Source organism: Pseudoroseomonas sp. WGS1072, from assembly GCF_049340465.1.
Classification (GTDB): domain Bacteria; phylum Pseudomonadota; class Alphaproteobacteria; order Acetobacterales; family Acetobacteraceae; genus Pseudoroseomonas.
Map to the genome: position 1 here is coordinate 163,317 of NZ_JBMPSU010000003.1, position 13,862 is coordinate 177,178.

Here is a 13,862-nt window from a genome sequence, read left to right on the forward strand (position 1 = left end):
CCTCATCGTTGGAGCACGTAGCTGCCCGGGGCGTCTTCGAGAGGAGGATAACCCTTCCCGGCTGCGCCCATGGCGGGAGGCGGTAGGCGATCCGGCGCGGAGCGGGCAGCGAGCCAGGAGGCCCATTCAGCCCACCACGAGCCTTCACTGAGGCGGGCCATGTCCATCCATTCATCGGGACCGACGCAAGGATCGGCCGCCTGCTTCGTGGCCATGCGGAAGCGGCGGCGGGGATGGCCTGGCTCGCTGACGATGCCGGCATTGTGGCCGCCGCTGGTGAGCACGAAGGTAATCTCCGTGTCGCTCAGGAGATGGATCTTGAAGACCGAGCGCCATGGGGCGACATGATCGCGCTCCGTGCCGACGACGAACATCGGGACGCGGATGTTCTGCAGCGTCGCTGGCCTCCCTTCCACCATGAAGCTGCCTGCGGCGAGCTCATTGTCCAGGTAGAGGCGCTGCAGATACTCCGCATGCATCCTGTAGGGCATGCGGGTGGAATCCGCGTTCCAGGCCATCAGGTCGATCATGGGGGTGCGCTGGCCCATCAGATAGTCGTGCACGACGCGCGACCAGATGAGGTCATTGCTGCGCAGCAGCTGGAAGGCGCCGGCCATCTGGTCGGAGGAGAGGTAGCCGCGCTTCCACATCATGCTCTCCAGGAGATGCAACTGGCTGTGGTCGATGAAGAGCGCCAGCTCTCCTGGCTCGGTGAAGTCGGTCTGGGCCGCGAGCAGCGTCATGGACGCCAGCCGGTCGTCACCGGCGCGTGTCATGGCCGCCGCTGCGATGGCGAGCAGGGTCCCGCCCAGGCAATAGCCGGTGGCATGCACTTTGCGGCACGGCAGAATGGCCGCCACAGCGTCGAGCGCCGCCATGATCCCCAGGCGCCGGTAGTCATCTAGGGTCAGGTCTTGATCCTTGGCATCGGGATTGCGCCAAGAAATGCAGAACACCGTGTGACCTTGATCGACCAAATAGCGGATCAGGGAGTTCTGTGATGACAGATCAAGGATATAGTATTTCATAATCCACGCCGGAACGATCAGCACGGGTTCGGCTAGCACCACCTCCGTCGTCGACGCATACTGGATCAGCTCGATGAGATGATTGCGATAGATCACCTTGCCCGGTGTAACCGCGACGTTGCGTCCCGGCAGGAAGGCGTCGGTACCGAGCGCCGGCTGGCCGGCAGCGAGGCGGCTTACATCCTCGGCCCAGTTCTGGAAGCCCTGCAGTAGATTGCCGCCACCTGCTTCCATGGTTTTGGTCAGGACCTCGGGATTCAGCAGCGGATTGTTCGACGGTGAAAAGATGTCCAGCCATTGGCGGGCGGCAAAGGAGACCACGTCGCGGTGATGTGGGGTGACGCCGGCTACGCCATGGGTGGCATCGTGCCACCATTGCTGATTGAGCAGGAAAGCCTGCGTCGAGATGTTGAAAGGCGCCTGCCGCCAGCCTTGGGCGCGAAAACGGTCGTCGCCCGGCTGTGGCGAGATACAAACTGGCGCTTCGGGATCGAGGCCGGCGGTGGCCGCGTAGGTCATCAGCCTGCCCAGCTTTCGTGACGCCTTCTCGGCGAGTTCCATCTGCTTGCCGGGCGCCATGGCCAGATGCAGCGACCAGTCGAAGAGAGCCAGCGCCAGAGCCGCCGGTGAGAGCCCGCCTGTCAGCTGCGCGCCCAAAGCCTCGCGCATCCGATCAATGACTTTGAAGGCTTCACCCTCCGGCGCCTCATGATCCTGAGCAAGCGGGGCGGGATGGGGGATGACCTGCATGATGTTCATCAGCCACTAAGCCCCTTTTGTGATTCTGTTCGCCCGAAGCTCGTCGGGATCGGCCCTGACGATATGGTCAATGGTGTCGGTGATCAGGGCCTCAAACACGCCCTTATCCGCGCCACTCAAAGGCTGAACCTGGAGAACATTCCTCAGAATACTCACCCCTGCCAACAGGGCCACGACCAGTGAGGCCCGCCGCGCTTCTGGATCCCTGATCCGGTCACTCAGGGGTTCGATCAAACCGTTCAGAATGAAATCTCTCAGCAATGGTCCTGCTGTGACACCGGAGAGCGAGCGGATCACGATCTCCAGCTGCCGATCTCAGCAGTCGTGCATCCTCCGGCGGGCAGAAGGATCTGGCGAGCCAGTGATCTCGGGAGGTCGCTTCCGGCCGTCGACACCACACGATCGACAGCGGTCGCTCGTCGAACCGCCTCGGCAAAGAGCTGCTCCTTGGATCCGAAGCTCCGATGGACGTAAGCGACGTCGACCCCGGCGACGGCGGCGATATCCCTCAGTCCGACCTCCTCATAGGACCGGCGCGAGAACTGGACGATTGCAGCGCTCAGGATGCGATCCCGCGTCGTGGCCTTCTGCGCTGCAGACGCGTCGCCGAATCTCGAAACCGAGGGGATTTCCTTTGCCATGCGCCCACATTACCCCCTTGTCACCGAGGGTCAACAGTAGTTGACTGCAGAGGAAAACTAAAAGAGAACATTGCAGCGCGGGTCCGGTCGACCCCGGGTGGGCAAGGGAGAGCGAACCTGCAGCCAGGATAGGATCCCAGTCCTCTGGACCTGGCGCCGGAGCACTGAGGCATGTCGGGCATGATCTTATGCCGGACGAGGTAATGATGGGGCCAAGCTTAAATGGCAATGACAGCAACTCGTAAGCGCTTGCTGCTGGTGGCACTCGCCGTGCTGGTCGCCGGCGGAGGCTATTTTGCCTGGAAGAAGCTGGGCGGCAGCGATCTTCCGGAGGGGATTGCCGGTGGAAACGGCCGCATCGAAGCGGTTGAGATCGACGTTTCGACAAAAGCGGCAGGCCGTATCAGGGAAATTCTGGTCCGGGAAGGGGACTTCGTGGAACCGGGCCAGGTGCTCGCGCGGATGGACACCATGCAGTTGGAGGCGCAGAGGCGCCAGGCCGAGGCGCAGTTGCAGCGGGCGACCATCGGCATCGGTACGGCGCAAAGCCTGGTGACCCAACGCGAGGCCGAGCGCACCGCGGCAGTCGCCGTCGTCGCCCAACGGCAGGCTGAACTCGATGCCGCGACCAGGCGCCTGGCGCGATCGGAGCAACTCGCGGCCAGCAATACCGTCTCTGTCCAGACGCTCGACGACAACCGCGCGACCATGCAGGGTGCGCGTGCCGCGGTGGGCGCCGCACAGGCGCAACTGGCCGCCTCCGAGGCCGCCATCAATGCGGCCAAGGCGCAAGTCGTCGATGCGGAAGCGTCGGTGGATGCCGCGAAAGCGGCCATCGAAAGCATCATGGCTGACATCGACGACAGCACGCTGGTCGCGCCACGCGCCGGGCGCGTGCAGTATCGTGTGGCAGAGCCCGGCGAGGTTCTCTCGGCCGGGGGACGGGTGCTCAATCTTGTCGACCTCGGGGATGTCTATATGACGTTCTTCCTGCCGACGGAGCAGGCCGGGCGCGTCGCCATGGGCACTGAGATCCGCATCATCCTCGATGCCGCCCCGCAATACGTCATCCCCGCAACGGCGAGCTTCGTGGCCGACGTGGCGCAGTTCACCCCCAAGACGGTGGAAACCGCAGAAGAGCGCCAGAAGCTGATGTTCCGGATCCGCGCTCAGATCTCGCCTGAACTTCTGCAGCGCTACATCCGGCAAGTAAAGACCGGCCTGCCGGGCATGGCCTATGTCCGGCTGGATCCGCAGGCGGCATGGCCGCCACACCTGACCGGTCAGCTGGCACAATGACCAGAATGGCCCCCATCGCGCCGCGGGCAGCCGAGCACCCGCCCGTCGTCCGGATCACGGCCGTGACGCTGCGTTACGGCAAGACAATAGCCCTGGAGGCGATCAATCTCGACCTGCCATCGGGTGTCATGGTTGGGCTGATCGGGCCGGACGGCGTCGGCAAGTCCAGCCTTCTGTCGCTGGTGTCGGGAGCCCACGCGGTCCAGGATGGGACAGTGGAGGTTCTCGGCGGTGATATCGCCAATACAAGCCATCGCGGCAGCATCTACGCCCGGATCGCTTATATGCCGCAGGGCCTGGGAAAGAATCTTTACCCGACGCTGTCTGTCTTCGAGAATGTCGACTTTTTCGGGCGCCTCTTCGGTCATGACAAGCAGGAGCGCGAGCGCCGCATCGCCGAATTGCTGCGCAGCACCGGGCTGTCACCCTTCGCGAGCCGTCCGGCCGGCAAGCTCTCCGGCGGTATGAAGCAGAAGCTCGGGCTGTGCTGCGCGCTGATCCATGACCCTGATCTGTTGATTCTCGACGAACCCACGACCGGTGTCGATCCGCTGTCGCGTCGCCAGTTCTGGGCACTCATCGACGAGATCCGCAAGGACCGCCCAGGCATGAGCATCATCGTCGCAACGGCCTATATGGAGGAGGCCGATCGCTTCGATTGGCTGGTGGCCATGGATGCGGGCAAGGTGCTGGCGACGGGAACCCCGGATGATCTACGCCAGAAGACCGGTGCCACGACATTGGATGCGGCCTTCATCGCTTTGCTGCCGGAAGAACGGCGCAGCGGTCACCAGGAGGTGGTGATTCCACCGCAGGCCGAGGCGGAAGGCGAGATCGCGATCGAGGCCGAGCATCTCACCATGCGCTTCGGCGACTTCACGGCCGTCAACGATGTGAGCTTCCGCATCGGCAAGGGCGAGATCTTCGGATTTCTCGGCTCGAATGGCTGCGGCAAATCCACGACCATGAAAATGCTGACCGGTCTTCTCTCCGCCACTGAGGGGAAGGCGCACCTCTTTGGCAAGGAGGTCAATGCCAGGGACATGGCAGTGCGTCGCCGCATCGGCTACATGTCGCAGGCCTTCTCGCTCTACACCGAGCTGACCGTACGGCAGAATCTTGATCTGCACGCCCGTCTTTTCGGATTGGAGCCTGCGGTCATTCCGGCGCGTATCGATGAGATGGTCTCGCGCTTCGATCTTGCCGGGATCATGGAGGCACTACCGGACTCTCTGCCGCTGGGCATCCGTCAACGCTTGTCGCTGGCCGTAGCCATGATCCACTCGCCGGACATCCTCATCCTGGACGAGCCGACCTCCGGCGTCGATCCGATCGCCCGCGACAGTTTCTGGCAGATCCTTTCCGACCTGTCCCGCAAGGACAAGGTGACGATCTTCGTCTCGACGCATTTCATGAACGAGGCGGAGCTTTGCGACCGCATCTCGCTGATGCATGCCGGCAAGGTCCTGGTCAGCGATAAGCCATCCGCCATTGTCGAGAAACGTCGTGCCGCGACCCTTGAAGAGGCCTTCATCGCCCATCTTGAGGATGCCATTCGCGCAGCGAAGGGCACAGCAGGATCCGAATCGCAAGCCTCTCCCGCTCAGACCGGTGATCAAAAGCCGGCAGTGTCAGCCAGGCAGACATATCGGAAGCGGATCTTCGATGTCCGCCGCATGTTCGCCTATACGCAGCGTGAATCTCTCGAACTTCGGCGCGATCCTATCCGGGCCACGCTGGCCATTCTGGGCACCGTGATCCTGATGTTCGTGGTAGGATACGGCATCAACATGGATGTCGAGAACCTGTCATTCGCCGTACTCGACCGGGACGATACGACCGTCAGTCGCGATTACACCCTGCAGATCGCCGGCTCCCGCTATTTTACTGAAAAGGCCCCCATCGCCGACTATGCCGATCTCGATCGACGCATGCGCAACGGCGAGTTGAGCTTGGCCATCGAGATCCCCTCCGGCTTCGGTCGTGATGTGGCGCGCGGTCGGGCTGTCGAGATTGGCGCCTGGATCGATGGCGCCATGCCATCCAGAGCCGAGACCGTCAGCGGCTACGTGCAGGGCATGCATCAGAGCTGGCTGACGCAGAAGGCCCGGCAGCTCCATGGCGATGCTGCTACGGTCGGGAGTTTCCAGCTCGCTATCCGGTACCGCTACAACCCGGATATCCAGAGCTTGGTGGCGATGGTGCCGGCGGTCATTCCGCTTCTTCTCATGATGATTCCGGCGATGCTGGCAGTGCTCAGCGTTGTGCGAGAGAAGGAACTCGGTTCGATCATCAACTTCTACGTGACCCCGGTCACGCGCCTCGAATTCCTGCTGGGCAAGCAGCTTCCCTATATCGCCCTGGCAATGTCGAACTTCGTCATGCTGACGGCCGTGGCCATCTTCATCTTTCGTGTTCCTTTCACTGGGAGCCTACTCACCTTTACCGCTGCGGCCCTGCTCTATGTGATCATCACGACCGCAATGGGGCTGGTAATCTCGACCTTCATGAACAGCCAGATCGCCGCGATTTTTGGCACCGCGCTGATGACTATTATTCCCGCGGTGCAGTATTCTGGTATGACGGACCCTGTCTCGTCACTGCAGGGCGCTGGGGCGGTGATAGGACGGCTCTACCCCACCACTTATTTCGTGACGATCTCACGCGGGACGTTCTCCAAGGCATTGGGTTTCGCCGACCTTTGGGCCGATTTCCTGCCCCTGCTCATCGCTATTCCCGTACTTCTCCTGTTGGGGACGATGCTGCTCAACAAGCAGGCGCGCTGACCATGCAGGTCAAAAATATCCTCCAGCTGGGCATCAAGGAGCTGCGCGGGCTGGTGCGCGATCCCATGCTGCTGGTGCTGATCGTCTATGCCTTTACCTTGTCGATCTACACCGCTTCGAAATCAATGCCGGAGACCCTCAATCAAGCCGCCATCGCGATCGTCGACGAGGACCAGTCGCCAGTCTCCTCCCGCATCATCACAGCCTTCACTCCCCCCTATTTCTCCGTACCCAGGATCATCTCCCAGCCGGAGATGGATCGCCGCATGGATGCGGGCCTCGATACCTTCGCCCTCGATATCCCGCCGAATTTCCAGCGCGATCTTCTGGCTGGCCGCGCACCGACCATCCAACTCAACGTCGACGCCACCCGGATGACCCAGGCTTTCTCTGGAGGCGGCTATGTCCAGTCCATCACCTCGAGTGAGGTCAGTGAGTTCCTCAATGGCTATCGCGGCGGCGCCACGGTCCCGATCGACCTGAACCTTCGCTCGCGGTTCAACCAGGAGCTCAACAAAGGCTGGTTTGGCGCTATCACCAACGTCATCTCTTCGGTAACCATGCTCTCGATCATTCTCACCGGCGCCGCGCTTATCCGGGAGCGCGAGCATGGCACCATCGAGCATCTGCTGGTGATGCCTGTGACGGCAACCGAGATCATGGTCAGCAAGATCTGGTCGATGGGGCTGGTGGTGCTGGCTGCCACGGGATTTTCCCTCATATTTGTCGTGCAGGGACTCCTGGCGGTCCCCATCCAGGGATCGATCGCGCTGTTTCTGGCAGGCGCGGCGCTACAGCTCTTCGCGACGACCTCACTGGGCATCTTTCTGGCCACGGTCGCGGGCTCGATGCCGCAATTCGGCCTTCTGCTGATGCTGGTTCTGCTGCCTTTGCAGGTTCTGTCGGGCGGCGTGACGCCGCGAGAGAGCATGCCGGAGATCATTCAGATGATCATGTTCGCAGCACCCAACACCCATTTCGTCATGCTGGCCCAGGCGGTGCTGTTCCGCGGCGCGGGGTTGGCCGTGGTCTGGCCACAGCTTTTGACGATGGTGTTGATCGGGTCGGTGCTGTTTGCCTTCTCGCTGCAGAGGTTTCGGAAGTTCTTGCGCTGACGGCACAGTTCATCGGAGATATCGACATACCCTGGATCGCCAGATTATTGCTCTCTGTGCCATCGATCATTGCGGGATAGCTCGTCGCCGAGGGCGACATCAGCTTTTGGATCGTGGCATTTGTCATCGCTCTTTTGATGATTGCGGCCAGCTCCGCGCTGTTCCTGTATGCACTGCGTCTGCGATCCTGCTGGCCCGAACGGGAAGGGTGAACATGCTTCTGTCTGGTGGTGGGCGCTGGCCCAGAGGGGAGGCGCGGCTGCTGCAGGCGGCAGGCTGAGCCATATTCGACGACGGCGGGGGCACGACAGAGGTAGTGAGGTAGCCAATGCATGAGGAAGGTTTGGGCACAATTGGAGGCCCAGCGAACGACAATCGCCGTTTCCTGCCCAGTCCGGCCCGGTCTACCGAATTCCTGGAACTTGCATGGCAGGCGCTGGGAAAAGAACTTATGGCCAGGGGGCTAGTGTCCTGATCGTGAAATTCCTACGATCATGTGGTGGTCGTAGGGGAGCGGTGATGGGCAAGCCAGCGGTGACGATTACGCTGAATGAGGCTGAGCGTCGGGAGTTGGAATCCCTGGCCCGGGCGCGCAAGACCGGGCAGGCCATGGCACGCCGGGCCCGCATCGTATTGGCCGCCGCCGTGGGTCTGGAGAACAAGGCGATCGGCGCTGAGGTCGGTGCAGACGCCAACACGGTCTCGAAGTGGCGCCGACGCTTCGCCGCGCATCGCCTGGACGGGCTGCTCGATGAGCCCAGACCAGGCACGCCGCGCACGATTGGCGATGACGCGATCGCCGATACCATCCGGCTGACACTGGAAACAACGCCGCCAGGTGCGACACATTGGTCTTTGCGCTCCATGGCCCGGGCCGTCGGGTATGCGCCATCGACCATCCACCGCCTCTGGCGGGCCTTCGGGCTGCAGCCGCACCGGAGCGAGACCTTCAAGCTCTCCAATGACCCGCTCTTTGTCGAGAAGGTGCGCGACATCGTCGGGCTCTACCTGGCACCGCCGGACCGCGCACTGGTGCTGTGCGTGGATGAGAAGTCGCAGATCCAGGCACTCGACCGCACCCAGCCCCTGTTGCCGATGAGTCCCGGCCAGGCGGAGCGGCGCACGCACGACTATACCCGCCATGGCACCACTTCGCTGTTCGCGGCGCTGGACATCGCGACCGGGGCGGTGATCGGCCGCTGCTATCCGAAGCATCGCTCCACCGAGTTCCGGAAGTTCCTGGATCAGGTGGAGAAAGCCGTGCCGCCGGATCTCGACGTCCATCTCGTCATGGACAACTACGCGACCCACAAGACCAAGCCGGTCCGCGACTGGCTGCTCAAGCGCCCGCGCTGGCATGTCCACTTCACGCCCACCGGCGCCTCCTGGATCAACCAGGTCGAACGCTTCTTCGCCCTGATCACCGACAAGCAGATCCGGCGCGGCATCCATCGTTCCACCCAGGCGCTGGAGCGCGACATCCGCGCCTTCATCGACGCCCATAACGCCGATCCAAGGCCGTTCCGCTGGACCAAGTCCGCCGATGACATCCTTGCCGCCATCCAGCGCTTCTGCCAGCGCACCCAGCAGATCGGAGGAACTACAGAATCAGGACACTAGGTGACGGCGCTGACCTGGAGCAAAACAGCGACGGCGAAATCTGGAAACTTGTCGACAGTAACGAACGTCAGGGCCAGCATACCTACGGCTTTCTGCATCGCTGCCACCCCACAACCGGCAACCACGTCTATCTTCAAGTCACGGTGTAGTGGAGACCAAACCGCCTATGGGAAGCCGCATCGACCCGGTTTCGCGGGCCCGAACGTGCCAGGCGAAAGCCTCTTCGAGCAGGTGGGGGGTTTGCCCGCCGCGCCTGACGGCCGCCCGGTAATAGTCCAGCAGGGCTTCGCGATAGCTGGGATGGGCACAGTTGCCGATCACGCATTCCGCCCGTTCACGCGGCGCCAGGCCACGCAGGTCGGCCAGCCCGCATTCGGTGACGATAACATCCACGTCATGCTCGTTATGGTCAACATGCGGCACCATCGGCACGATGGAGGAGATGGCGCCCCCCTTGGCGAGGGATTTGGTCACGAAGATGGCCATGTGGGCGTTCCGCGCGAAGTCGCCCGAGCCGCCAATGCCATTCATCATATGCGTGCCATTCACATGGGTAGAATTGACGTTGCCATAGATGTCGCATTCCAGGGCCGTGTTGATCGCGATCACACCGAGCCGCCTGATGACCTCGGGGTGGTTGCTGATCTCCTGCGGTCGCAGGATGAGCCGCGGCTTATAGGATTCGATGCCCAGAATGGCGCGGTCATACCAGGCGCCGGAGACGGTGATGGAGCAGCCCGAGGCGAAATCCAGCTTGCCGGCATCGAAGAGCTCAAAAGTGCTGTCCTGCAGGACCTCCGAATACATGGTCAGGCCGTGAAAGGGGCTATCGACGAAACCCGTCAGCACGGCGTTGGCGATGGCACCGATGCCGGACTGCATCGGCTGCAGGGTCAGGCCCATTCGTCCTTTCTTGACCTCGTGCAGGAACAGATCGGACAGGTGCCCGGCAATCGCGCGAGTGTCGTCATCCGGCGGATCGATCCGTGCGGTGCTGTCGTTCTTCTGGGTGATGACGATGGCCGCGATTTTCGCCGGGTCTATGGGAATCGCCGTCATACCGATGCGGCTGCGCGCGGAGACCACGGGAATGGGATCACGATGCGGTCGATAGGTCGGAATATAGATGTCGTGCAGCCCCTCCAACGCGGCCGGATGGTTGAGGTTGATCTCGATGATAATCCTCTCGGCCAGGATGGCGAAGCTGGCTGAATTGCCCACCGAGGTGGTGGGCACAATATGCCCCTCCTCGGTAATGGCCGTTGCCTCGATCACCGCGAGATCGATAGGACCCAGCTGGCGCGACCGCAGCATTTCCACGGTTTCCGAGAGGTGTTGGTCGATGAACATCACTTCGCCGTTGTTAATCCGCCGGCGCAGGCCGGGATCGACCTGGAAGGGCATCCGCCGCGCGATCACCCCGGCATCGGACAGGATGCGGTCGATGTCGTTGCCCAGCGAGGCGCCCGTCAGCAGGGTGATCTTGAGGGGATCCGTCGCCGCCCGCTCGGCCAGGGCCACCGGCACCTCCTTGGCGTCGCCGGCGCGGGTGAAGCCGCTCATGCCCACGACCATGCCGTCGCGGAACAGCGTCGCCGCCTGTTCCGGACTCATTACCTTGCTCCAGAGGGCAGGCATGCGCAGGCGGTCACGATACATAAACATCAGCTCCCATTGCGGCCACTGTTACGCGGCACGGGCGGTGGCTTCTTATGGACACGCAGCTTAGGTGCATCCAGACGATGAAAATACCCTGTCCCATCGCTGACTGCGCCATTGACGGCGGATAGTGCCCCGGCCATCGAAAAGCGGGATAAGTGAGGGCCTGGCTGCATAGAGTTTCAACCCCCGTTCGTTCCTGTGGCGCCGCGCCCAGGAGCGCTCCTTAGTCCAGGTTCGACCTGGCGATGGCCCGAACCAGATCTGCGCGGCTCACAATCCCCACGAGACGGCCCTCGCGAAGGACAGGTAACCGCTTGATGTCCTTCTGCGACATGATTTCCGCGAGCTCGGCAAGCTCGGTGTCCTCGGTCACCGTGTCGACAGGCGATGTCATCAGCAACGTGGCGCGATGCTGGTCGCGTCCGATAGAGGTTGCGAACTGAGGTGCGAGGTCGGTGCTGTTGATTGCCACTGAGAGCTGACCCGGTTTGGGGTGAAATTGCCACTGAGAGTTGACCCATGTTCGGACGCTAGCCTCAGCCTTTTGGGCGGGGGCAGCGGGAGTGTTGGACATGGCGTTGTTGAGCGTGATCCGGCGCTGGCATTTCCGGGAGCACCTGTCGATCCGCGCGATCGCCCGCCGGACCGGCCTGTCGCGGAACACCATCCGCAAGTACCTGCGGTCCGAGGCGGTGGAGCCTGTGTTCAGGACCCCCGATCGGCCCAGCAAGCTGGATCCTTTTGCCGAGCGGCTGGCCGCCTGGCTGCGGACGGATGGCCGGAGGCCACGTAAACAGAAACGCACCGCGCGGCAGTTCCACACCGAGCTGGCCGGGCTCGGCTACGACGGCTCGTACCGGCGGGTCGCCGCCTTCGTGCGGGCCTGGCGCGACGACTGGCTTCGCCAGCAGCAGACTTCCGGCCGCGGTGTCTTCGTGCCGCTGGCCTTTGGCCCAGGCGAGGCGTTTCAGTTCGACTGGAGCGAGGAGCATGCCGTCATCGGCGGCGAGCGCACCAAGCTGCAGGTCGCCCACCTCAAGCTCTGCCACAGCCGGGCCTTCCTGGTACGAGCCTACCTGCTGCAGACGCACGAGATGCTGTTCGACGCCCACAACCACGGCTTCCGCGTGCTGGGCGGCGTGCCGCAGCGCGGCATCTACGACAACATGCGCACCGCCGTGGACCGGATCGGCCAGAGCCGGGAACGGCAGATCAACGCCCGCTTCCTGGCGATGGCCAGCCACTATCTGTTCGAGCCCGAGTTCTGCAATCCAGCTTCGGGCTGGGAGAAAGGTCAGGTCGAGAAAAACGTTCAGGACACCCGGCACCGGCTGTGGCAGCCGATGCCGCAGGTCGCCAGCCTGGCGGCGCTGAATGCCTGGCTGGAGCAGCGATGCCTTACCCTCTGGCAGGAGATGCCGCACGGGGTGGAGCCCGGCAGCGTCGCTGCAGCTTGGCGGCAGGAGGTGGACTGCCTGATGCCGGTCCGGCGGGTGTTCGACGGCTTCGTCGATGAGACCAAGCGGGTTTCGCCCACCTGCCTCGTGCACTTTGATCGCAACCGCTACAGCGTGCCCGCCTCCTTCGCCAACCGGCCGGTCAGCCTGCGGATCTACCCCGACCGCATCCTGGTGGTGGCCGAGGGGGCCGTCGTCTGCGAGCACCAGCGGATCATCGAGCGGTCGCACCACGGGCAAGGCCGAACCGTCTACGACTGGCGCCACTACCTGGCGGTGGTCCAGCGCAAACCCGGTGCTTTGCGGAACGGCGCCCCCTTCGCCGAACTGCCGGAGGCGTTCCGGCAGCTCCAGCGTCAGCTGCACGGCAGGTCCGGCGGCGACCGGGAGATGGTCGAGATCCTCTCCCTGGTGCTGCAGCACGACGAGCAGGCCGTTCTGGTCGCCGTGGAGATGGCGCTGCAGGCCGGGGTCGCCAGCAAGACCCATATCCTGAACCTGCTGCACCGGCTGACCGATGGCACCGCGTCCCAGGCGCCGCCGATCGAGGCGCCCCAGGCCCTGGTGCTGGAACAGGAGCCCAAGGCCAATGTGGCCCGCTACGACAGCCTGCGCCCGAGGCAGGGAGGCCGCCATGCGTCATGACCCGGCGGCCGCCGCCATCGCCATCATGCTGCGCAGCCTCAAGATGCACGGCATGGCCCAGGCCGCGGCCGAACTGACCGAGCAGGGCGCGCCTGCCTTCCAGAGCGCGATCCCCATCCTGTCGCAGCTGCTCAAGGCCGAGATCGCCGAGCGCGAGGTCCGCTCCATCGCCTACCAGCTCAAGGCTGCCCGGTTCCCTACCTACAAGGACCTGACAGGCTTCGACTTCGCCAGCAGCCACCTCGACGAGGCCCTGGTGCGCCAGCTCCACGCCGGTGCCTTCATGGACAGCGCCGACAATATCGTGCTGGTCGGCGGACCGGGCACCGGCAAGACCCACGTGGCCACCGCGCTCGGCGTCCAGGCGGTCGAGCACCACCGCAAGCGGGTGCGGTTCTTCTCCACGGTGGAGCTGGTCAACATGCTGGAGCAGGAGAAAGCCGCCGGAAGGGCCGGACAGATCGCGGCCCGCCTGCTCCATGCCGACCTGCTGATCCTCGACGAGCTGGGCTACCTGCCGTTCAGCGCCTCAGGCGGTGCCCTGCTGTTTCATCTGCTCAGCAAGCTCTACGAGCAGACCAGCGTCATCATCACCACCAACCTCAGTTTCAGTGAGTGGGCGGCGATCTTCGGAGATGCCAAAATGACCACCGCACTCCTCGACCGGCTCACCCACCACTGCCACATCCTGGAGACCGGCAACGACAGCTTCCGCTTCAGGAACAGCTCCGCCACCCAGGCCCAGCCTGAAAGGAAACCACAGCCGACCTGACGAGATCTGAAAACCCCGCATCCACAACCCGGGTCAGATCTCCGTGGCAACCCCGGGTCAGCTCTCAGTGGCAATCAA

At 63.2% G+C, this 13,862-nt stretch carries 11 protein-coding genes; 6 read left to right on the forward strand and 5 right to left on the reverse strand.

Going from position 1 to position 13,862, the window contains the following annotated elements; genetic code table 11:
* Positions 1-2 precede the first annotated feature (2 nt).
* From ACF3NH_RS20700 to ACF3NH_RS20710, 3 genes are read right to left on the reverse strand one after another with little or no spacing between them, the layout of a single operon-like run.
* Positions 3-1,787, reverse strand: coding sequence for a PHA/PHB synthase family protein (locus ACF3NH_RS20700; RefSeq protein WP_422925632.1), 1,785 nt, complete (start codon positions 1,785-1,787; stop codon positions 3-5).
* 6 nt (positions 1,788-1,793) lie between these two features.
* On the reverse strand, positions 1,794-2,084 hold the full coding sequence (locus ACF3NH_RS20705; RefSeq protein WP_422925634.1) for a TetR/AcrR family transcriptional regulator: 291 nt from the start codon (positions 2,082-2,084) through the stop codon (positions 1,794-1,796).
* Positions 2,081-2,428, reverse strand: a complete 348-nt coding sequence (locus tag ACF3NH_RS20710; protein WP_422925636.1) for a TetR/AcrR family transcriptional regulator — start codon at positions 2,426-2,428, stop codon at positions 2,081-2,083. The genes ACF3NH_RS20705 and ACF3NH_RS20710 overlap by 4 nt, the downstream gene beginning before the upstream one ends.
* A gap of 258 nt (positions 2,429-2,686) precedes the next feature.
* On the opposite strand from ACF3NH_RS20710, the gene ACF3NH_RS20715 reads away from it, so the two are divergent.
* The 4 genes from ACF3NH_RS20715 (at position 2,687) to ACF3NH_RS20730 (ending at position 9,248) form a co-directional block, all read left to right on the forward strand.
* The gene (locus tag ACF3NH_RS20715; RefSeq protein ID WP_422925699.1) at positions 2,687-3,727 is read left to right on the forward strand and encodes an HlyD family secretion protein; all 1,041 of its coding nucleotides are present in this window, start codon (positions 2,687-2,689) and stop codon (positions 3,725-3,727) included.
* Positions 3,691-6,513 carry a ribosome-associated ATPase/putative transporter RbbA gene (gene rbbA / locus ACF3NH_RS20720; protein WP_459077150.1) on the forward strand — a complete coding sequence of 941 codons (2,823 nt, stop codon included), beginning with the start codon at positions 3,691-3,693 and terminating at the stop codon, positions 6,511-6,513. Before ACF3NH_RS20715 ends, rbbA begins: the two co-directional genes overlap by 37 nt.
* Before the next feature lie 2 nt (positions 6,514-6,515).
* On the forward strand, positions 6,516-7,628 hold the full coding sequence (locus ACF3NH_RS20725; RefSeq protein WP_422925638.1) for an ABC transporter permease: 1,113 nt from the start codon (positions 6,516-6,518) through the stop codon (positions 7,626-7,628).
* A gap of 519 nt (positions 7,629-8,147) precedes the next feature.
* A complete protein-coding gene (locus ACF3NH_RS20730) occupies positions 8,148-9,248 on the forward strand; it encodes an IS630 family transposase (protein WP_422925640.1) in 1,101 nt (366 codons plus the stop codon).
* 138 nt (positions 9,249-9,386) lie between these two features.
* On the opposite strand, the gene ACF3NH_RS20735 is transcribed toward ACF3NH_RS20730, so the two are convergent.
* Together ACF3NH_RS20735 and ACF3NH_RS20740 are read right to left on the reverse strand one after the other, a co-directional pair.
* Complete coding sequence (locus ACF3NH_RS20735) at positions 9,387-10,907, reverse strand: acetyl-CoA hydrolase/transferase family protein (protein WP_422925642.1); 1,521 nt, start codon at positions 10,905-10,907, stop codon at positions 9,387-9,389.
* 226 nt (positions 10,908-11,133) lie between these two features.
* Positions 11,134-11,382 (reverse strand): CBS domain-containing protein, encoded by a 249-nt coding sequence (locus tag ACF3NH_RS20740; protein WP_422925644.1) that lies wholly within the window; start codon positions 11,380-11,382, stop codon positions 11,134-11,136.
* A 100-nt stretch (positions 11,383-11,482) separates the two neighbouring features.
* Between ACF3NH_RS20740 and istA the strand changes: the two genes are divergently transcribed.
* Positions 11,483-13,012 carry an IS21 family transposase gene (gene istA / locus ACF3NH_RS20745; protein WP_419900794.1) on the forward strand — a complete coding sequence of 510 codons (1,530 nt, stop codon included), beginning with the start codon at positions 11,483-11,485 and terminating at the stop codon, positions 13,010-13,012.
* Positions 13,002-13,784 carry an IS21-like element helper ATPase IstB gene (istB, locus tag ACF3NH_RS20750; RefSeq protein ID WP_419900795.1) on the forward strand — a complete coding sequence of 261 codons (783 nt, stop codon included), beginning with the start codon at positions 13,002-13,004 and terminating at the stop codon, positions 13,782-13,784. Before istA ends, istB begins: the two co-directional genes overlap by 11 nt.
* Positions 13,785-13,862 lie beyond the last annotated feature (78 nt).

Excerpts from the sequence above, each read along its gene's own strand:
- ACF3NH_RS20725 (WP_422925638.1), top strand. The coding sequence starts at position 6,516 with ATGCAGGTCAAAAATATCCTCCAGCTGGGCATCAAGGAGCTGCGCGGG.
- istA (WP_419900794.1), top strand. The coding sequence starts at position 11,483 with ATGGCGTTGTTGAGCGTGATCCGGCGCTGGCATTTCCGGGAGCACCTG.
- ACF3NH_RS20735 (WP_422925642.1), bottom strand. The coding sequence starts at position 10,907 with ATGTATCGTGACCGCCTGCGCATGCCTGCCCTCTGGAGCAAGGTAATG.
- ACF3NH_RS20730 (WP_422925640.1), top strand. The coding sequence starts at position 8,148 with ATGGGCAAGCCAGCGGTGACGATTACGCTGAATGAGGCTGAGCGTCGG.
- ACF3NH_RS20700 (WP_422925632.1), bottom strand. The coding sequence starts at position 1,787 with ATGAACATCATGCAGGTCATCCCCCATCCCGCCCCGCTTGCTCAGGAT.
- ACF3NH_RS20710 (WP_422925636.1), bottom strand. The coding sequence starts at position 2,428 with ATGGCAAAGGAAATCCCCTCGGTTTCGAGATTCGGCGACGCGTCTGCA.
- istB (WP_419900795.1), top strand. The coding sequence starts at position 13,002 with ATGCGTCATGACCCGGCGGCCGCCGCCATCGCCATCATGCTGCGCAGC.
- rbbA (WP_459077150.1), top strand. The coding sequence starts at position 3,691 with ATGGCCGCCACACCTGACCGGTCAGCTGGCACAATGACCAGAATGGCC.